General features: G+C 39.4%; 22 protein-coding genes. 20 read left to right on the top strand and 2 right to left on the bottom strand.

Annotated features, from left to right (window positions below):
* Positions 1-212 precede the first annotated feature (212 nt).
* From AB7942_RS11410 to AB7942_RS11375, 8 genes are all read left to right on the top strand, one after another.
* The gene (locus AB7942_RS11410; RefSeq protein ID WP_088087939.1) at positions 213-944 is read left to right on the top strand and encodes an iron-containing redox enzyme family protein; all 732 of its coding nucleotides are present in this window, start codon (positions 213-215) and stop codon (positions 942-944) included.
* Between the two features lie 108 nt (positions 945-1052).
* Positions 1053-2516 carry an aldehyde dehydrogenase family protein gene (locus AB7942_RS11405; RefSeq protein ID WP_369446934.1) on the top strand — a complete coding sequence of 488 codons (1464 nt, stop codon included), beginning with the start codon at positions 1053-1055 and terminating at the stop codon, positions 2514-2516.
* Positions 2517-2545: 29 nt separating this feature from the next.
* Positions 2546-3025 (top strand): GlcG/HbpS family heme-binding protein, encoded by a 480-nt coding sequence (locus AB7942_RS11400; RefSeq protein ID WP_098934159.1) that lies wholly within the window; start codon positions 2546-2548, stop codon positions 3023-3025.
* A 39-nt stretch (positions 3026-3064) separates the two neighbouring features.
* Positions 3065-3739: a chromate transporter gene (locus AB7942_RS11395; RefSeq protein ID WP_256942397.1), complete on the top strand. Its 675-nt coding sequence runs from the start codon at positions 3065-3067 to the stop codon at positions 3737-3739.
* On the top strand, positions 3736-4266 hold the full coding sequence (locus AB7942_RS11390) for a chromate transporter (protein WP_369446933.1): 531 nt from the start codon (positions 3736-3738) through the stop codon (positions 4264-4266). The genes AB7942_RS11395 and AB7942_RS11390 overlap by 4 nt, the downstream gene beginning before the upstream one ends.
* Positions 4267-4309: 43 nt before the next feature.
* Positions 4310-5011, top strand: a complete 702-nt coding sequence (locus AB7942_RS11385) for a GntR family transcriptional regulator (protein ID WP_088087935.1) — start codon at positions 4310-4312, stop codon at positions 5009-5011.
* A 185-nt stretch (positions 5012-5196) separates the two neighbouring features.
* Positions 5197-5544: a 2Fe-2S iron-sulfur cluster-binding protein gene (locus AB7942_RS11380; protein ID WP_098934162.1), complete on the top strand. Its 348-nt coding sequence runs from the start codon at positions 5197-5199 to the stop codon at positions 5542-5544.
* A gap of 442 nt (positions 5545-5986) precedes the next feature.
* A complete protein-coding gene (locus AB7942_RS11375) occupies positions 5987-6760 on the top strand; it encodes an NAD-dependent protein deacylase (RefSeq protein WP_369446932.1) in 774 nt (257 codons plus the stop codon).
* Positions 6761-6875: 115 nt separating this feature from the next.
* Here the strand turns inward: AB7942_RS11375 and AB7942_RS11370 are convergent, their stop codons facing one another.
* Complete coding sequence (locus tag AB7942_RS11370; protein WP_369446931.1) at positions 6876-8012, bottom strand: CAP domain-containing protein; 1137 nt, start codon at positions 8010-8012, stop codon at positions 6876-6878.
* Positions 8013-8227: 215 nt separating this feature from the next.
* Entirely contained in the window at positions 8228-9547 is a 1320-nt protein-coding gene (locus AB7942_RS11365) for a helix-turn-helix domain-containing protein (protein WP_369446930.1), read from the bottom strand.
* A gap of 232 nt (positions 9548-9779) precedes the next feature.
* Between AB7942_RS11365 and AB7942_RS11360 the strand changes: the two genes are divergently transcribed.
* From AB7942_RS11360 to AB7942_RS11305, 12 genes are all read left to right on the top strand, one after another.
* Positions 9780-10289: a flavin reductase family protein gene (locus tag AB7942_RS11360; RefSeq protein WP_369446929.1), complete on the top strand. Its 510-nt coding sequence runs from the start codon at positions 9780-9782 to the stop codon at positions 10287-10289.
* Between the two features lie 63 nt (positions 10290-10352).
* Positions 10353-11816, top strand: coding sequence for a 4-hydroxyphenylacetate 3-hydroxylase family protein (locus AB7942_RS11355; protein WP_369446928.1), 1464 nt, complete (start codon positions 10353-10355; stop codon positions 11814-11816).
* A gap of 21 nt (positions 11817-11837) precedes the next feature.
* Entirely contained in the window at positions 11838-12404 is a 567-nt protein-coding gene (locus AB7942_RS11350; protein ID WP_369446927.1) for an FAD synthetase, read from the top strand.
* Positions 12405-12556: 152 nt separating this feature from the next.
* A complete protein-coding gene (locus AB7942_RS11345) occupies positions 12557-13831 on the top strand; it encodes a Zn-dependent hydrolase (RefSeq protein WP_369446926.1) in 1275 nt (424 codons plus the stop codon).
* A gap of 405 nt (positions 13832-14236) precedes the next feature.
* Positions 14237-14422 (top strand): 4-hydroxyphenylacetate 3-hydroxylase N-terminal domain-containing protein, encoded by a 186-nt coding sequence (locus AB7942_RS11340; RefSeq protein ID WP_369446925.1) that lies wholly within the window; start codon positions 14237-14239, stop codon positions 14420-14422.
* 128 nt (positions 14423-14550) lie between these two features.
* Positions 14551-15720, top strand: coding sequence for an ABC transporter substrate-binding protein (locus tag AB7942_RS11335; RefSeq protein WP_369446924.1), 1170 nt, complete (start codon positions 14551-14553; stop codon positions 15718-15720).
* An 11-nt stretch (positions 15721-15731) separates the two neighbouring features.
* Positions 15732-16598 carry a branched-chain amino acid ABC transporter permease gene (locus tag AB7942_RS11330; RefSeq protein WP_369446923.1) on the top strand — a complete coding sequence of 289 codons (867 nt, stop codon included), beginning with the start codon at positions 15732-15734 and terminating at the stop codon, positions 16596-16598.
* A 15-nt stretch (positions 16599-16613) separates the two neighbouring features.
* Positions 16614-17639 (top strand): branched-chain amino acid ABC transporter permease, encoded by a 1026-nt coding sequence (locus tag AB7942_RS11325; protein WP_369446922.1) that lies wholly within the window; start codon positions 16614-16616, stop codon positions 17637-17639.
* Positions 17629-18423: an ABC transporter ATP-binding protein gene (locus AB7942_RS11320; protein ID WP_369446921.1), complete on the top strand. Its 795-nt coding sequence runs from the start codon at positions 17629-17631 to the stop codon at positions 18421-18423. The genes AB7942_RS11325 and AB7942_RS11320 overlap by 11 nt, the downstream gene beginning before the upstream one ends.
* Positions 18416-19114, top strand: a complete 699-nt coding sequence (locus tag AB7942_RS11315; protein WP_369446920.1) for an ABC transporter ATP-binding protein — start codon at positions 18416-18418, stop codon at positions 19112-19114. Before AB7942_RS11320 ends, AB7942_RS11315 begins: the two co-directional genes overlap by 8 nt.
* Before the next feature lie 125 nt (positions 19115-19239).
* A complete protein-coding gene (locus AB7942_RS11310) occupies positions 19240-19692 on the top strand; it encodes a RidA family protein (protein WP_369446919.1) in 453 nt (150 codons plus the stop codon).
* A gap of 86 nt (positions 19693-19778) precedes the next feature.
* The gene (locus AB7942_RS11305) at positions 19779-20453 is read left to right on the top strand and encodes a DUF1028 domain-containing protein (RefSeq protein WP_369446918.1); all 675 of its coding nucleotides are present in this window, start codon (positions 19779-19781) and stop codon (positions 20451-20453) included.
* The last annotated feature ends 45 nt before the right edge of the window (positions 20454-20498 follow it).

Genomic DNA, 20498 nt, shown 5'->3' with positions numbered 1-20498 from the left:
TCTTTAAAAAATTCTAAAAATTATATTTACAAATAAACAATATATTGGTAGTATAAACGTAAGGTATACCAAAGTGATATTTTCACCGAATTAAAGAGTGCTGGAAGAGGAATTAATCCACAATCTTTTTATTTTTAATCTAATTTGGTATACAAAATATCAAATGCCAAGTTAAACTTGGGTACCTACATAATTTAGAGGAGGAGTTTCAGTTGACAGAATTATTATCTAAAGATGAATTTCGCAAACAATTAGAAGAAGCAATTAAAGGTAACCATAGCCAGAAGGCTCCATTTACAGTAGCTTGGGCTGAGGGCAAACTTGGAAGAAAGCACTTTTCTAGATGGGCTGAAAATCACTACCATTATGTAGGACCATTCGCAGACTACTTAGCCTATATTTATCACAATACGCCGTCAGATCCAAAATTTGCCGCTGCAAAAGATTTCACTTTACAGAACATGTATGAAGAAGAAATTGCAGCTGACCGTCACACTGATTTATTGATTCGTTTTGCGGAAGCCTGTGGTACGACTGCAGAAAGAATTATCGATCCAAACAATATGGCTCCAACCACTTTAGGGCTTCAAAGCTGGTGTTTCGCAGTTGCAGCACGCGAGAATTTCGTCGTAGCAACAGCAGCTCTCGTTGTAGGCTTGGAATCACAAGTACCAGATATTTACCGTAAGCAAACACCTGCATTACGTGAACAATATGGGTTTACAGATGAAGAAATTGAATTTTTTGATTTACACATCGTATCTGATGAAATCCATGGTGAGCGCGGTTATAAAATTGTTCTTGACCACGCCGATACTCCTGAGTTACAGCAACGCTGCTTAGAAGTGGTTCGTACAGGTGCAAAAATGCGCCGTATGTACATGGATGGGTTATGGAGAGAGTATTGTGAGCAGGATTTAGGAGCACTAGTAGAAACAAAGTAATAAGAAAACTTTACCGGCCGTCCTATTAATCTTGTAATTTAAAGGTTTAAGTGACGGCCATTTTTTTATAAAACCATGGAAACAAATAAATGAAAAAAGGTGATAGTTGTGATAACTACAAAAGTAGAGACATTCAATAACTATATAAATGGAGAATGGCAGGAATCGGTTAGCCGGAAAACATTTTTTAGTGTGAACCCTGCAAATACTGAAGATCTTGTTGGGGAATTCCAGGCTTCAAACGAACAGGATGTTAAAATTGCGATTGAAGCGGCTAAGAATGCTTTTCCTAGCTGGTCCCAAACAGCTCCATCCAAGCGTGCGGCTATCTTAAATCAAGCAGCGAGTATCCTAGAACAAAATGCAGATTCTTTGGCAGAAGAATTAACAAGAGAAGAAGGAAAGCATGTTGATGATGCCAAGAATGAAGTCATACGTTCAGCTCAAACGCTCCGTTATTATGCAGTAGAAGGACAAAGTTTTACTGGGGAAACCTTTCCAAATGATGATGCAAATATGAAAGTTTCAACGGAAAGAGAACCGCTTGGAGTGGTGAGTGTCATAACTCCTTGGAACTTTCCACTTTCTATTCCTGCCAGAAAAATCGCTCCCGCTTTAATCACGGGGAATACGGTTGTGTTTAAACCTTCCTCAGATACTCCACTGATTGCTTTCCGCCTGGTCGAAGCATTAGAAAAAGCAGGAATTCCTAAAGGCGTGATTAACTTTGTTACGGGAAAAGCTTCAGACGTCGGTGACTTGCTGGTAACCCATCCTGCTGTTAGGGCTGTCACTTTCACAGGTTCAACCGCAGCTGGGGAAGACATTCATAAAAAGGCAGGCTTTACAACCCGGACGCAAATGGAACTTGGCGGGAAGAATCCGTTAATTGTTATGGATGATGCTGATCTTAATCTAGCCGCCACTTTGACCGTCAACGGGGGCTTTTCGTTAACAGGGCAAGCTTGTACAGGAACAAGCCGTGTCATCGTCTTGAAAAACGTAAAAGAAGAATTTGTTCAGAAACTTGTTGAAAAAACCAGGGCACTAAAAATAGGTAATGGTTTTGAAGCAGGCGTGAAAATTGGTCCGCTTGCCAACGAAAAACAATTGAAGAATGTTTTAAAGTATATCCAATACGGAAAAGAAGATGGTGCTGAATTAGTATATGGCGGTGAGCCAATAGTGACTGGAGAATTTGAAAAGGGATACTATGTCCAGCCAGCTATTTTTACCAATGTAAATGCTAATTCGCGGATTGCGAATGAAGAAATCTTTGGACCGGTTGTGGCTGTGATTGAAGTAGATACATATGAAGAAGCCATCGCCGTTGCGAATGACGTCGAGTATGGGTTATCCGCTTCGATTGTTACCAATAATCTCAAAATCGCCAACCAATTTACAAAGGATATCCAAGCAGGAACAGTCAAGGTTAACCGCACAACGACAGGGAACTTAATGAATGCACCATTTGGAGGCCTGAAAAAATCAAGTACTTCTACATTCCGTGAATCCGGAAGAGTGGGCTTAGAGTTCTTTACGCAATTAAAAACTGTCTATATGGGCTATTAAAATAATACATTAAGTAAAGGAGAACATCCATGAAATCTGTTTTGAAATTAGAACTAGAAGAAGCAAAGATAATGATTGAGGCAGCTAAGAAAAAATCAGAAGAGATCAATGTTCTAGAAACCATCGCTATTGTCGATGATGGCGGCAACCTGCTTGCGCTTGAACGTATGAATGGAGCGCGGATCACGGGACCTGAAATCTCGATTGCTAAAGCGTATACGGCTGCTGGCCATAAACGTTCTACCCATTTATTTAACAAAGAGCCGAATGGACCTGCACTTCCTGGAAATGAAGCCTTTGGAATCCAACAGATGCTTCCAGGGAAATTCGCCATTTTTGTTGGTGGATTCCCGATTGTTGTCAATGGTGAAGTCGTAGGTGGAATTGGTGTAAGTGGTGGAAACGGCGAGCAAGACACGGCCGTGGGAACAGCAGCCTTGAAAGCATTGCAAAGCTTTATAGAAAGTGCCGGACATGAAGTAATCACCGAAGCCGATATAAAAAAATAATAATAACAGGACCTCATTCGAAGCATTTGTTTTAGCAGAATGGGGTCTATCTTAATCTTCGGTTCTATTAAAATATGCGACAGAATGTTATATTGGTATAAAAAGGGGGAGAGTCAACTGAAAGCATATGTTGAGTTAGCTATTGGATTTGCCCGCACCGGTGTGACCGGTTATGGGGGCGGTCCCTCGACGATACCGCTGATTGAATTTGAAGCTGTTAAAAAATACAAATGGATGAACGAGCAAGAATTTGTCGAAATCCTGGCATTAGCCAATACTTTGCCAGGGCCGATTGCCACCAAAATGGCGGCGTACATCGGTTATAAAGTGAAGGGGTATTTAGGTGCGACCGTGGCTATTCTTACTCACATTTTACCATCAATTATTGCCATGATCGCCTTATTGGGTGTGCTTTATAGGTTTAAAGAATCATCAATTGTTAGTGGGATGGTTCAAGGGGTTACGCCTGTGATCGGATTTATGCTCTTGGAGATGGCTTATCGTTTTTTCCAAAATGGACGTAAAGGCTTAGGTTTTCCGATTATGCTCTCACTATCGGTCGTTTCTTTAATATTTGTCCAGTTTCTTGACTGGCATCCCGGCATCTTGATTGCGGTATTTCTCATCACTGCCTATATCATTGCGGATCGAAAAGAAAAAGCGGCAAAAGCTTCCGCTGAGGTGCTTCTTCAGAGAAAGGAAAAAAGTTCATGATCTATTTGCATATCTTTTGGGCGTTTTTTATTGCTAATTTATTGGGATACGGCGGCGGTCCTGCAACCATTCCGTTAATACAAAATGAAGTGGTCAACAATTACCATTGGATGAGTTTATCCGAGTTTGGGGATGTATTGGCGATTGGGAATGCCTTGCCAGGACCAATTGCCACCAAAATGGGCGGTTATATTGGTTATGAAGTGGGGGGGATTCTTGGTGCAGTAATTGCTCTAATCGCAACGATCCTTCCTTCTGCTCTCGCCGTTATTTTACTTTTTAAGTTTGTAAATCTATTTAAAGGTTCTCCAAAAGTAGCACTTATGACAAAGTCAGTACAGCCAATTATTGCAATTTTACTTGCTGTGATGGCCTATCAATTCTTTTTAACAGCCTATGAGAATAGTGGTATTTTTCATTTAGTCTTTTTGGCTGTGGTTAGTTATTTTGCATTGATTAAAGTAAAAATGCATCCATCCCTGCTAATTGTTTGCTGCTTGATCTATGGTGGAGTATTTCTTTCGTAAAAATGAATGTTAGAAAATAATAAAAAATAAGCGGGTGGAATTTATGGACGTAAGATGGGAGGAAAACAATCTTTTATCGATTCGGGAACATGCATATATTTATTTAAAGGAAATGATTCTGGAGGGCGAATTAAAAGCGGGCGATCGTTTAATTGAAAGAGAACTTGCCGGGAAATTAGGCATCAGCCGGACACCGATTCGTGAGGCTTTGTTCCGATTGGAATCCCAAGGCTTTGTAAAAACGGTTCCCCGAAAAGGTGTCGTCGTCTCCAATATTTCCGAGAGTGAAGTCATCGAAGTATTTACAATTCTTGCCTCTTTAGAAGTTTTGGCCGTTAAATTAGCTGCGGGGCGGATGGATAGAGAAACGCAACTAGAATTGGATCAAAAGATCGAAGAACTGATGTTGTTAAGAGATCAAGCCGAAGAAAACTTTAATCTTGAACATATACAAATGAATCGTCTGATTAATAAGGCATCGAAAAGCCCCAAATTGTTTGAGATTCTCTCTGGTCTGATTGACTATATACATATGGCTGCAAATATGGGATATGAGACACCAGGCAGAAGAAAAGAATCCTTAAGGGAACATATTGATATCATGAAAGCCTTGCGCGATAAAGAAGCGGAAATGGCAGAGTATTTAATGAGAATTCATATTGAAAACTCGAAAAAGGCGTATATCACTTATATTGAAAATATTAAAGAAAAGCTGTATAAAAAAGAAAAATTGGTGTCGACTTGAAAAATACCAATGAAAGATCTCGTAGCGAGCTATCATCTATGTTAATGACCACACCGACTTCACGATGTGGTCTTATATTTATCTTTTTTTTAAAATAAAAAAAATTAAAATATTGGTATTGTCTGAAAATTATAATTATGGTATATTGTATACCAAGAAGATGAATTTAAGGGAGGATACGAGGCATGCCAAAAATAAATTTCATTAACAGCAATAAACAATTAGAGGTACCAGAGGATTCGAATATCTTGAGGATGTCCCTTCGTTACGATGGAGAACTCCCAAACCGATGTGGCGGGGGAATTTGCGGCAGCTGCGTTTTTAAGGCTGAAGAAGGCGCTGAATTCCTAGATAAAGTCAAGGTGCAAGAAAGAAGAAAATTAGGTGAAGAGTGGTTAAAAGAAGGATATCGCCTCGGGTGTCAAACATTTGTGACAAATGGAGATATTTCGATTTCTTGGGAAGATGCATTTACAGAAGTCGTGAAGAAAAGAAAGCCTGATAAACTCCAGAAAGAAGTCTCTACCATTTAGTAAGCTTAGTTAAAGAAATATATGAATTCGGGGTGAGATCATGTGGGCCTGTGATAAACATATGAAAGAAATATTAACCTTCTTAGAAACTCCCCATATTAGCAAAGCTTCTTATCAAATTAAATGTTCACTTTGTGATAATCATGCACTAGCAAAAATCTATTACACTCATAAACCTTTGCAATTGAAAAAAAATAAAAAATTACGTGCATTTGCATAACATCTATTATGGCCTACCTCGAGTACTTTAAGTTGTAAAGTAGTGAGGGACAGGCACCATTTATAAAGGCTGTCCCATTAGTTTAACTTGGGGGCAGTTTTTTTATGAAATAAATCCTGATTTGTAAATACTATACTTGACATGTGACTAGGAATTGTTTTTTCCTATAAACTAAGTATTATTATTGTTGCCCTAACAGCGTATTTAAAGGAGAAGGAATCGATGGAAAACAAACTGATTGAAACCTGTACAAGCCACATTAAAAATGCAAAAAACATCGTTGTGCTAACTGGAGCGGGGATTAGTACAGAATCTGGCATAAAAGATTTTCGTTCAAGGTCTGGGGTTTATCAACTTGCACCGGAATATATCCTTTCCTTGGATTATTTTTATCGAAGTCCAAGGGAGTTTTATCAATTTGCATTCGAAAATCTTTACCATCCGGATGCTGTTCCGAATGTAGGGCACAAGATTTTGGCGAAGTGGGAAAAAGATGGGAAGGTTTCTCATATCATTACCCAAAATATTGATGGACTTCATCAAAAAGCGGGCAATAAGAATGTCATAGAATTCCATGGAACCATAAAAACAGCAACTTGCTTGCATTGCGGTAAAAGCTATTCGACAGGAGAGATGGAAAATCGTCTCGATACCATCGATGAATTCTATATCTGTGACCATTGTGATATCAGCGATAAAAGCGAACGTTTTATAAAACCGGATGTCGTTTTGTTTGGTGATACAGGCAAGTGGTTTACTGTAGAGGGATTTGATGCGATCTTACATATGATAGATGTTGCGGATTGTGTGTTGGTATTAGGGACGAGTCTAAAAGTAATGCCATTCTCCACTTTCCCCCAATACAGAAGGCAAGGCGTTCCACTAATTATTATTAATATAGGAGAAACTCCTTATGATACTGACAGTAATACATATGTTATTCAAGAGTCTATCGGGAAAACCTTGTCCTTATTGGATCAAAAACTAGGAAACTGAAACCGTACAAAAACTTTACAAGATGTTCCTCATTTTTCCATCGTAAAAGTAAAATCCACAAAACATGGGGTTTTGTGGATTTTTTAGTGTTCTGAATAATAACCCCTTGGCCGTACTACTTCGCAAAAAAGTTTTCTGTATAGTAGGGCTGCGATTCGTCATTAAAAGCTACGCCTACTCCTAAAAACTCGTAACCCTTCCGCAAAATATTTTCACGATGTCCGAGGGAGTTCATTAAACCTTCATGGGCGAAGATGCTGCTAAATTGTCCATAGGCAAGGTTTTCTCCAGCCATATGAAAACTGATATCATCCTCTTTCATCCGGTCGAACGGTGATTGTCCTTTCAGATTGGTGTGATCAAAATACTGATGGACCGCCATATCGGTGCTATGTTTACGGGCTGTTCCTCTAACATGCTCATCCCATGTTAGAACTGTAAGCTGATGATTGACTCGTGCTGCATTGGTCAAATCGAATAATTGATATTCAAAGCCTTCTTTTAACGCTGAATTGGCTTTGGTGTAAAAGCCTGTTTTCTTCTGCTCAAAGTCTTTACTGATTAATTGTATCGCTGTTACCGTATTATTTTCATGTTTATCATAAAAGATAGTTACGTAAGTTCCCTCAAGCAAGAACACATCATAGTCACTATTTTCCTGTAATTGATAAACTGTCAATCCTTTTTGGATATTGGTGATCGGTTCACCTAGTTTTGCGCGAACATCTATCTTGGAACTTCCGAGTTGGATTCCTTTAGTGGATGCAATTAAATCTTGGTTCGTGTATAATCCTGCTGCTTTGTTGTTTTCATCATACATAACCATAAAAAAATCATGGTAATTTTCGTGATAGGCGTACCAATTCGTCCCATATTCATTAAGTGATGACCGATTTGCCTTGCCTAAATTATGATCAATATCTTCTTTTAGATTACCAAGTTCTATATTATTAACTGAAAATACTTGGTTAGTAGGGATATTTAATTCTACTTTTTCTTTTTGTGGTTGCGGCTGTTGTTTAGTGAGTGGAAGTTCACCCCCCTGAAAGCCAAGCTGCCCAACTAATTGTTGAACCTTTTCATAAAAACTATTAAGTGTTTCTAATACTGCTGAGCTATCTTTTATATGCATTTCAGATTGAACAGAATCAATCTTTTTTTCTATATCGTTTTTCCCCATCTGTTTATCAATAACTGGCAATGAAAAATAAAATAAAAGTATAAATGAGATAATCGCAAGTAAACGAACCATGATATTTCCTCCATTTCTATTAGAATTGTACCCAATCTAGATTAAATGTATAAGTAATATGCTTGGGGGGAATAAAGGGAACGGTATGGCTGTAATGCAAATTCTAAAATCAGTACTCTAAAGGTCATAAAGGCACTATCTCAAATTGGATAGTGCCTTTAACTTTTCGAATATTGGTAATTGTATAAGGGTAAAAGTCTCATGCTTGGTCAAGCCTACCTATTAATCATTTCAGAAGTATCGCTAACTCGATATATTTTCCGCGGCCGTCCCTTGGAGGAAGGTGCCTCATCACCAATAATTTCAGCTATTCCTTCTTCCACTAAACCTGTTAGAATTCGCCGAGCATTTCTTGGTGTCATTTTCAGCCATTCTGCTATATGGGTTGCAGTAATTGATCCATTTCCCATTCTTTTTTGAACGGATAAAATTTTATTAAAGGTAGTAATGGTTATGCCGCTATTTTTAAGCTTTTCACTTATTTCCTTATTTTCTGTTCGGTATTGATAGGAGATTGCCTCTTGCTCTTTTAATGGACCTTCAATCGTTCCATTATTATCCACCAAGAAAGCGCAAAAAGAATCATAATTTTGGGCATGGTTTAATGCAAGCCGAGCATTTTCTTCTGCCGTCAATGCAGTATCTCCGTAACCAATTCCAATATTGGATGGTAAATCGGCAAGTAAAGATAATTTTTCCAAAAGAGAGGCAATGGAATTCTCTGTTTCTTCCAACGAACCCCTTGTCGAAAAAATAACAAATATTCCTGTTCCTATCGTAACAAAGGAACCAGATATCGACTCTGCAAAGTTTAATATAGCTGACTGGATCTCTAAATTTAATCGATGAAGATCGTATGACACCATATTATGATCTTCCTTTTTCTCCATCCCTTGAACTTTCACGAGTATGGCAGCAATTTGTGAATGTTTAAAATGCATCGTTTCCCATTGCTGGAGGGCTGTCGACAAGGTTTCGCGTATGTTGCTTCTTGTTGGCGAAACCCAATAGGCTGTTATGTTATGTAAACAAAGCTGATCATAAATGGAACGAAGGCTTGTTATACAAATATCTACCTTCCCATCTTGAATATGTTTTTGATGAAATGCTAGAAGATTATCAAGAGGGGTCTCATTTGTATACTCATGAACATAAACCTGGTTGCTTGGTATGCTGAGGTCGCGGTATGTTTCATAAACATCTCGTTCAGTCAGCGTGTCAATGCTAATCCGTTCTAAACTTCTTTTATCATTGTAAATGATGTCAACTAAGGTTTTGGTCAAGCTGGCACCATCTAATTGAAGTAAAAAAAATGGCTGTTTGACATCGCTCTTTTGAAATGGGTTAAAAAGGGCAGGTCCGGCTAAAATCCAAAGGTCAACTGCATGTTGATTTTTTTGCACGATGCTAGTGGCTTCTTCAGGGTTCTGGTAGATAAATGGTACTGATTGCAGCCGGTCACTATATTCAGTTGCTATTTCAGAAATAAGATGGACAGAGTCATTTGGTCCAATGATTCCGGCTCTTGGTTTCAAAAAACTTCCCTCCCAAAAAGATTATGTTATTTAATTATAACAATAATGGAAATCCTTTTGTCATTAATTTTCTCTAGTTGAAATATTTCATATTTTTATACTAACATTTTTAAGTTAATTATAGTGAATTTTTAGAAAATTCTGTTGACATCAGTATTTTTCAACTGTATAGTTTTATTTAAGGAATACATTAAGAATAATTCCGTAAATTAAATGATTAGGAGTGTTAGTTATGAATAAATCGAAGGAGTACCAAGATTTAGTCTCGTTGGTTGATCAACAACAATTTAAACAGGTTATAGGTCATTTTGCCAGCGGTGTATCGATCATCACCGTCAGTAATAATGGAGTCGATTTTGGGATCACTGCAAGTGCCGTTTGTTCCGTTTCAGTCGATCCGCCCATGCTGCTAGTTTGCGTCAATAAAAGCACGGGGACTTGTCATGCCATATCGGCTGCAGAATCCTTCACGGTAAACATAGTCAATGAAACTCAAAAAGAATTAGCATTAAGATTTGCCAGAGCAAATACGGATAAATTTGATGGCGTTGACTTTTCATATGGAGAGTTAGGCAATCCTGTTTTAGGTCAAACACTTGCTACGCTCGAATGCCGGGTTGTCGAAGAAGTAACAGGGGGCACGCATTCCGTCTTTTTGGGCGAGGTCCAGAAGGCCAATGCAGCTGATGGAGATCCTTTAGTTTACTATCGCGGGAAATTTGGCAAATTTGAGGAAGCTTAACTATCTTCAATTAAAGTGTTAAATAGAATTGTGCGAATAATCAAATTAATAGGAGGTTGTAAAATGGCATTAATGACAGGTAAACAATATCAGGAATCACTGAATGATGGACGCGAGGTTTATATTGATGGGGAAAAGGTTAGAAATGTGGCCGAGCACCCGTCCTTTAAACCCATTGTGGATGTAAAAGCCAGGATGTATGATATGGCACATGAAGCGAAGTTTGCTGATACATTAACAACCAGACTGCCAGACGGCGAAGTTGTTTCACGGGCGTATAAAATGCCTGAAACAAAAGATGATTTGACTGCGATTCGCAAACATGTTGAAACCGTTCTTGATGATCTTGGCGGGGTTGTTTATCGCGTCGGCGATGAAACGATCGGTGAAATGTGGTCCCTTTATGACGCTCAAGATAAATTAAATGAAATCGATCCGACTTATGCAAAAAATATTAGGTACCATATTGACCGAGTCGCACGAGAAGACTTGTTCCATGTTTCGGCAAACACGGATCCAAAAGGTGATCGAAGCAGATTGTTCAGCGGAAAAGATGGCGGAACCTTGCTTCACGTGGTCGAGGAGAATGACCAGGGAATCATGGTAAAAGGGGCCAAGTTTGAGACAGCCGCTGCTTATGCGCACCAAGCATTTGTAAAACCAACAATCCTAGATTGGAATGCCGGATCCGAAAAAATGGCACCTTTCGCTTGTGGATTCATTTGCGATATGGGTGCTCCAGGATTAAAGCATATTTGCCGTACATCCTTAGGTACGGATCGAAATCCTCAAGATTATCCTATCGCCACGAAATTCGAGGAAATTGATACCTTACTTATTTTTGATAACGTCTTAATTCCGTGGGAAAATGTCCTATTTCACCGCTCCTTAGAATCAGCCGCCTATATCCGTTCCACACTTCATCGTTATTCTGCCTTTAATTACACCCTTAGAATGTTACGCAGAGCTGATTATTTAATTGGTGCAGCGCTACTGAATGTTGAACAGACTGGTTTAACCCATCTCCAAGCTGTCAAAGAAAAAATCTCTGAACTTATCAATTATCGCGAAGGAATCAATGCCCATTTAACTGCTGCCGTAGCGGATGCGAAAAGAAGTCCCGGCGGGTTAATGATGCCGAATCCATCGCTTTTGTATACAGGTCGTGTCTTTGCATTAGCCAATTTCCCGGCTATGGCCCATTTAACGAGAGAGCTCGTTGGCGGTCAATTAGCGGTAACTCCAGATTCTGCCACGATGGCAGATCCAGAAATCAAGCAATATTTTGATCAATATTATTCCGTTGGCGAGTGGACGCCTGAAGATCGAGGAAGATTACTTTATTTTGCAAGGGATTTGTTAAATTCCTCTTATGCTGGACACAGAACCACGTTTGAATTATTTGCGCAAAGTCCGCCATTTGCTCAACAGATGGCCGTGTTTAATAACTTTAATATGGAGCCGCAGCGTGAGTTAGTCCGAAAGGCAGCAGGGCTGAATCTAACTGCGCCTGTTTCTAGTAACTAATGTAAGAAAGGAGTTTGGTCATTGAAAGTTCATACATCTGGTACATTAAAGCTCCCTGAATCCGTACTAACAATCGGGGCCCTTGATGGTGTTCATCGAGGTCATCAGGCCTTACTTTTAAAAACAAAAGAACGTGCGCAGGTGCGTGGTGTCCCTTTTGTCGTCTATACCTTTGACCCGCCTCCGAAGGTTTTCTTTAAAAAATGCCAAATGATAACTTCGCTGGATGAAAAGCTAAGCAGGCTTAACATGTTAGGTGCTGACCATGTCATTGTTGGTCAATTTAATGAGGCGTATACAAAACAAAGCGTCGCTTCATTTATAGATGAGGTGATGATGATTAGACCTCTTGAAATTTGGGAAGGTCCAAACTTCCAATTTGGTAAAGATCGGAAGGGAACCATCGAGGATCTACGGACCAATTTCAATGTCGGGGTTTTAAAACCGCTTCAATGTGAAGACGGTGAATTAATCTCTTCTACAAGGATTCGCCTCCTTTTACAGCAAGGAAACTATTCTTTAGCAAAAAAATTACTTGGAGATATCCGATATATTTCCTTTTTAGCAGAAAAAAACTATGCGGTTTAATAGAATAAATGGGTTAGTAGCTTGATCGATAAGACGATAATTAATAATACCTGGAGCAGCAATGCTGGATTTATTCCATATTGTTGCTTCAATTTATTTTTGCGTCAAATGCTGAAATCGAAATTGGCAGGATAGGAAAGCGAGGTACAGTTTTGAGGATAAATCTAGACCGATTACTGATGGATATTGAGAAATATGCGGCGTATGGGAAAAATGAACAGGGGGGTGTAACCAGGCCTAGTTTTTCTCCAGCTGATCATGAGGTTCGTCAATTATTTATTGAAGAAATAAAGGAATTGGGATTAGAAGTGACCATTGATGGAGCTGCGAATATTTGGGGTAAATATAAAGGAACGGGGAAAAACCCCGGTAGTATCGTCATAGGCTCTCATTTGGATTCTGTTCCTAATGGTGGTAAATATGATGGGCCGTTAGGTGTGTTAATGGCTAAAGAAATTGTGAAAAGATTAATAGAATTAAATATTCGCCTTGATCATGATATCGAAATTGTCTCCTTCACAGCTGAGGAATCCAATGATTTTAATTTATCTACATTCGGTAGCAGGTCGTTTGTTGGCCGAATAACGGCGGAAATGCTACAGGACGCATGTGATTCAAAAGGAGCACGCCTTAGCGATGAATTGAAGAAGGTTAACGGCGGACTCGACAAATTTGCCTTGATGATGGATATGCACAGTAATAAAAAGGCTTTTATTGAACTCCATATTGAGCAGGGACAGCGGTTAGAAAGTGCTAATATTCCTATGGCGGTGATTAACAGTGTTGTCGGGACATTCCGCAGTACTGTTAAAGTGATAGGACAGTCTAACCACTCGGGTACAACGATGATGGAACAACGAAAAGATGCACTTACGGCTTCCTCCGAAATGATTCTTGCTGTGGAGAGATATTGTCAAGGTCAGGGGGATGTTGTTGGTACTGTCGGAAAGTTAACGGTTAGTCCGAATGCAGCCAATATTATTCCAGGTCAGGTTGATTTCATCTTAGAGGTTAGAGCCGAAAAGTCGGTGACGATTCAACGAGCGGTAGAGGCGATCCAAGAGGTTTTGCAGGAAATTGCCGCAAGAAGAGAAGTGGAAATACAACAGGAAGTGTTTCTTGATCAAAAACCAGTGGTCTTAGATCAGGATATAGTGAGTAGCCTTGTCGAGACAGCTAGGGAAATGAATGAACCTTGTTTGATACTTCCAAGTATGGCTGTTCACGATGCAGCCCATATGGCAAGTGTCACCAAGTCGGCCATGGTATTTGTCAAAAGCATAGAAGGGAAAAGTCATTGCCCTGAGGAGTATAGCTTGCCCGAGGATATTGAAATAGCGGGTAATTTAATTTTGCAGGGAATTATTAATTTAGATCGTACTCTTTATAGAACAGAGTATAGTCTGCCTATTAATAGGACGAAATGAGTTGTGAATGAAGTAGTTTACATTGCATTCTTTTTAGTAAAAAACAATTAAGGCTGTTGTTAATAAACGAGACAGCCTATTTTTTGTCATGGAAAATAGATTAGCAGGACATTATTATACTACTAAAACGTAAACTAATTATTATCTATTAAGGTCTATTTTTGGGTGATTTGGTAGTACAAGCTTTAGAACAAAATATGTTATAGTATGTAAAAAATTAAAAGTTATAAAAGTTAGAATTTTTAGAAAATTAAATTGACATTAACACTATGAATTTGTTATTTTTAATTAAAGAATAATTAAAGAAAAAATCCGTAAATAGAAATAAGAATGATAGTCAATAAATATTGGAGGGAGGAAAACGTGTGGCATTAATAATATGGGGGAACCGGGAATAAAGCAAATTTGCCGGACTTCCCTGGGAAAGGTCGAAATCCTCAAGATTATCCAATCGCCACGAAATTCGAAGAAACTGATACCAAACTTATTTTTGATAACGTCTTAATTCCGTGGGAAAATGTCCTTTTCCCACCGCTCCTTAGAATCTGCAGCCTATATCCGTTACACACTTCATCGTTATTCTGCCTTTAATTACACCCTTAGAATGTTACGCAGAGCTGATTTCTAAAACTAAATCTTCTATTAATATCTAATTTAATAAATAGGAGTTTTGTGTTTATAAAATTTAGAAAACGCAAGAAGAAAGAGGAGGAATGAAGTTGGTATTCTCTAAAAGCTTAATTGCCAAAAAAATGTTTATGTTTTTGGTGCTAGCCGTATTGTTGGTAGGGTGTTCGGCAACGAATTCTTCATCGGGAAATAGTAATTCTTCTTCCAAGAGCGGAGACACGATCAAGGTAGGATTACAAGCACCAATGACAGGTGATAATGCCCAGTATGGACAGGATATGAAAAATGGTGTGGAACTTGCGTTTAAAAAGATTAATAGTGATGGCGGAATCAATGGAAAGAAGCTTAAGTTGATCGTCGGTGACGATAAAGCGACTCCGTCTGAAGCCGTTGCCGTCGTAAATAAAATGATTATGAATGATGGAGTTAAGGCGATTATTGGAGGATATAATTCATCTCCGACATTGGCTGCTCAGGATGTTTCAGGACCTGCAAAAGTCCTTCATTTAAACATGGGGGCTAGCCCAGACCTTTCAAAAACGGGCAACAAATACCTGTTCCGCGTAATCTTAACAGGTTCCGTCTACGTTCCGGCAGTTATGAAATATATGGCGGAAGAGAAAAAGGTAAAGAAAATCGCAGCACTCTATGAAAATACGGATTACGGAATCACCATGTATGATGCAGCCAAAGCGTCTACGAAAGAACAAGGCGTAGAATTTATCGCTGCTGAAAAATATAACCCAGGTGATAAAAACTTCTCATCACAATTATCAAAGATTAAAACATTAAATGCAGATGCAGTAATGGTTGTTGGTCTTTACAATGAAGTTGCCTTAATTGAGCAACAAGCAAAGCAGGCAGGATTAAACATTCAATTCTTCTCACCAGATGATTCCATGTATTCTAAGCAACTCATCACTTTAGGTGGCGATGCGGTTGAGAATCATATTTTTTCTTCGATGATTGATTTAAATGCTGAAACTGAAGAAATGAAAGAGTTTAAAAAATTAGCCGAGGAAAATAATACACCTGCTCAAGCGAATACGGCGATTGCTTATGATGCGGCCATGGCGCTTGCAAAAGCATTAACCGAAGGCGATGGCGACGCTGATAAGTCCCGTGACGCACTAGCAAATATTGAACATCAAGGCATAACAGGGCCGATAAAGTTCGATGAAAACGGTGACCGTTCCAATACCCCAATGATTATGCAAGTGCAAAAAGGCAACTTCAAGGTTATCAAAGAATCGGAATAGGGTGATTACTAGTGTTTATTGATCAACTCATAAATGGAATTGTCCTCGGAAGTATTTATGCATTAATGGCCATCGGTTACACCATGGTGTGGAATGTATTACGCTTTATTAACTTTGCACATGGCGAGGTTTATATGGGAGGGGCATTCGTGTCCCTTTATCTACTTTTATTAGATACACCAATCTGGCTGGCATATCTTGGCGGGGTGTGTGCAGGAGCGTTACTCGGTTATTTAATGGAAAAAATGGTTTATATGAGGATGAGAAATGCGCCCAAATTAAATCTGCTGATAGCAGCAATAGGGATATCGATTGTTCTGCAAAATTTAGCTCAATATATTTGGGGGGCAACACCAGAGCGTCTAACCTCTCCATTTCTATCCAAAAATATAGCGGTGGGAGATATGCTGATTAATCAGCATTATATATTTATCATTATCCTGACCATTCTTGTCATGATCGTTTTGGAGTTATTTATTAATCGAACACTTATGGGTAAAGCGGTTCAAGCAGCCTCCCAGAATATAAAAGCAACGCAGTTAATGGGGATTAATGCCAATAAGATCATTTCAATCACGTTTGCAATTGGGTCTGCAGTTGGCGCACTCGCTGGTATTTTAGTGGGACCCGTATTCTTAGTCTTTCCAACCATGGGGGTATTTGCAGGATTAAAAGGATTTACAGCTTCCGTTATGGGCGGAATGGGTAATATTCCTGGAGCTATGATTGCGGGGTTATTACTTGGCGTCATTGAAAGCTTTGCTGCCGGATTTATCTCCTCTGGTTATCGTGATGCGGTCGCAATGGTGATCTTGTTATTTATTTTATTAGTTCGTCCTCAAGGAATATTCGGAAAAATTGTCCAACAAAAAGTATAAAGGGGGGGAGAGGAAATGGAACTGATCAAAAAGCCGGCTTTCCGAAAAATCATGCTTCTATTTGGAGGGATTGCATTATTTCTCCTTCCGTTTGGAATCGTAAATCCGTACTTTATGTATATTATTAATCTGATCTTAATTTATGCCATTCTAGCTTTAGGTCTTGATCTCATTGTTGGTTATACGGGCCAGGTTTCTGTTGGCCATGGGGCATTCTTTGGAATAGGTGCCTATGTAGCTGCGATCCTGGCTAAAAACTTAGGTTTCTCATTATGGTTAACACTGCCATTCTCGATTATCATTACTGCGATTATCGGGTTTATCATTGGATTTATTGGTTTGAAATTAATCGAAGAATACCTTGTAATGGCCACCCTCGCGTTTGGAACCATTATCTGGCTAGTTTTTCTAAATTGGACCGATTTAACGGGAGGCCCAATGGGGATTGCAGGAATATCAGCTCCTCCAACTATTAAATTGGGAACCTTGGAATTTCCGTTTATACAATACCATGACTATTACCCATTATTATTAATCTTCGTATATCTAGGCATCTTAATTACTAGATTAATAATCAAGTCCGGATTTGGCCGTGCCTGTACGGCAATCCGTGATGATGAACTGGCCGCCCAAGCGATGGGAATCCCGGTATTTAAAACAAAAGTAACTATGTTTACTATTTCGGCGGCGTTCTGTGGTGCTGCGGGTGCTTTATATGCCCATTTCCTTCATGTCGTCAGTCCGGAAACTTTTGCTTTTGGCATGTCTGTAACTATTTTAACGATGGTCATGATCGGAGGACAAGGATCGATTGCAGGAGCGATTATTGGAGCGGCGATACTCACAGTTTCCTCCGAGGCATTAAGGGAAACACCAGAACTGAGAATGTTAATTTATGGCTTCTTGATCGTCATTATGATCATGTTTTTTCCAAAGGGAATCATGGGTTTGTTCCAAATTTCCAAGCAACGTCTTTTAAAGAGAGGTATTCAAGTTGAAAAAACCGTTATCGAGAAAGAGGGGTTGAGTTATGAGCAGTAATCTTGTTGATGATTCAGCCATTTTAACAGTCAAGCATCTCTCAAAATCTTTTGGAGGCGTTAAGGCGGTCAACAATCTATCATTTTCTGTGAAAGAAAATAACATCCATGCGATCATTGGTCCCAATGGAGCTGGGAAGAGTACACTTTTCAACTTGATTACGGGTGTAATTACCCCTGATGAAGGGAAGATTCAGTTATTTAATCAAGATATTACTTCGTTGAGACCTGATAAAATTGCGGAGCGTGGGGTATCACGAACCTTCCAAAATATTAGACTATTTCCGGATATGACTGTGTTTGAAACCGTATTAATCGGTACCTATATTCTGACAGGAGGAAAGCTGCTGCCTGCGGTATTCCGTACTAAAAGCTTCAGGAAAAAGGAACGGGAAGCAAAACAACGAATTGAAGAAATTATAAAATTCGTTGGACTGTGGGATATGCGCCATGAGTATGCAGCCCGGTTATCTTATGGAAATCAAAGGCGGGTGGAAATTGCTCGTGCTTTGGCAACAAACCCTGATTTATTATTACTGGATGAGCCGACAGCTGGCATGAATCAGAAAGAGACAAAAGAGCTTATGCAGCTATTTTCCCAGGTAAATAATCAGGGCATCACCATTTTAATTATTGCCCACGACATGCATCTCGTAAATACGTTGTCCAACCAAATCACTGTGATTAATTTTGGAGAAAAGTTGGTTGAAGGTCCTCCTGAAATGATTCAGAGTCATCCAGCAGTATTGGAAGCCTATATGGGGAGGGCTGAAGCAAATGCTTAATGTTGAAAATGTAAGTACCTATTATGGGCAGATTTGTGCCTTAGACAATGTGAGTTTGATCGTAGAAGAAAAGGAAGCCGTTTCGGTAATCGGTGCCAATGGTGCAGGAAAAAGCACTCTCTTGAAAACAATTATCGGCGAGCTCCGTCCGAAAAGCGGCAATATTAAGCTTTCAGGTAAATCTATTATTAAAGAAAAAACGTTTAAGCTTGTCAACCGCGGCATGACACTTGTGCCAGAAGGCCGCCATGTATTTCCTTTACTTTCTGTGTGGGACAATTTGCTATTAGGAGGTTATACACTTCTTGCGAAGGAACGTCAACAAAGAGCGGAAGAGGTTACAGAGCCGTTTCCCATCCTCCGCGACAGAAGAGATCAACTAGCAGGGTTGCTTTCTGGTGGAGAGCAGCAAATGCTGGCGATTGCCCGTGCAATGATGACAAAGCCGAAGCTATTACTACTTGATGAGCCATCCATGGGTTTGTCCCCAAAACTAGTTTTTGAAGTATATGACAAAATTACTGAATTACATCGGCAGGGTACGACTATTTTATTAGTTGATCAAAATGCGGAAATGGCCATTGACTTTTGCAGCCGTGGGTATGTGCTGATGGCGGGGCGTTTAGCAGGTCAAGGGACAAAAAAAGATCTAAAGGAAAGCGAAATTGTCCAGCGTTCATATCTGGGATAAAAAATACCTATACCTATTACTGGTAATATTGACAATTTTCAAAAAAACTATATATTCGGTTTAGGGAACAATTAAGGATTAATTCCTTAAATAATATAATCTAACTTTAGGGAGGAAAATTAAATATGTCAGTCCATGGTGAGACCAAAAAAGTAGAGATTCAGAGATTCCGAAAGTTTAAAACAGATCAGTTTTATCCAAAAAATTTAGGAAAACCGGAACACCACATTGTTAACGAATTTAGTATGGCTGTTAGAGCCGGGAATCGCATTTTTTTAAGAGGGCAAACAGGCTTTGATTTAGATGGAAATTTTCATGGCATTGGTGATGTAGAAGCACAGGCAGAAATGGCATGTACTTGTGTAAAGCAGCTAATCGAAGAGGCTGGAGGCACGATTCAAGATATTTGTAAAATTACTGTTTATTTAATGAATCGTGAAGATCGCAGTAAAGTGTATCCAGTCATCGGAAAACATTTTAAAGATGTTTATCCATGCAGTACCGGATTACTAGTCAGCGGCTTTGCAATGCCTGAAATGCTAATGGAGATCGATGTTGAGGCCATCATTAGCGAGTAAAGTTTCTTTATTGTGATTTATTACTATTTTCATAATAAAAATAGTAATAAATAGAATGAAAATTATTTCAGCAAGGGGGGATTATTTTGACATTTTCGGTAGCAGGCCGCTGTTCATCCACCGGTGCGTTCGGAGTCATTGTTACGTCCAGCAGTCCATCGGTTGGGGCAAGGTGCCCATGGGCAAAGACGGGAGTAGGTGCTATTTTAACACAAAATGTTACCGATCCTAGATTAGCAACGATTGGATTTTCTGTGTTGGAGAACGGGTTTGATGCCCAATCAGCTATACGGTCGATGAAGGAGGCTTCACCCTATCCAGAGTATCGACAAATAGCAGTGGTGGATGCGAAAGGTAATTCAGCTGCCTTCACAGGAAGCAGGGCGCTGGGTGTACATGGAGAATTTTGTGATAAAAATGTTGCCAGTATCGGTAATCTGCTCAGCGATCCCACAATCCCGGAAGCAATGGGACGCGAATTTTTACGCACGGATGGACAGCCTTTGGCTGAAAGATTAATTTTGGCGATTGAAAAAGGCTTCCAGATGGGTGGAGAGCTTGATCAGGAGCGTTCGATTGGACTTCTGGTATTCACTGATGAACCGTTTGCCTATGTAGATTTACGAATCGATTATAGTGAAAATCCGCTGGAAGATTTAAAGAAACTGTGGGAATTATACGAACCACAGGCAAACGACTATAAAGTAAGAGCCGTAGTCCCTGAGTTGGCTCCATCCTATGGGGTAAAAGGTGACGAGTAACTTAATTTAACAATAACATATGGGGAACATTATTCTTGTTCCCTA

Source organism: Neobacillus sp. BF23-41, from assembly GCF_041106275.1.
Note: the sequence above shows the minus strand (reverse complement) of the source record. Positions and strands in the feature narration are given on the sequence as shown.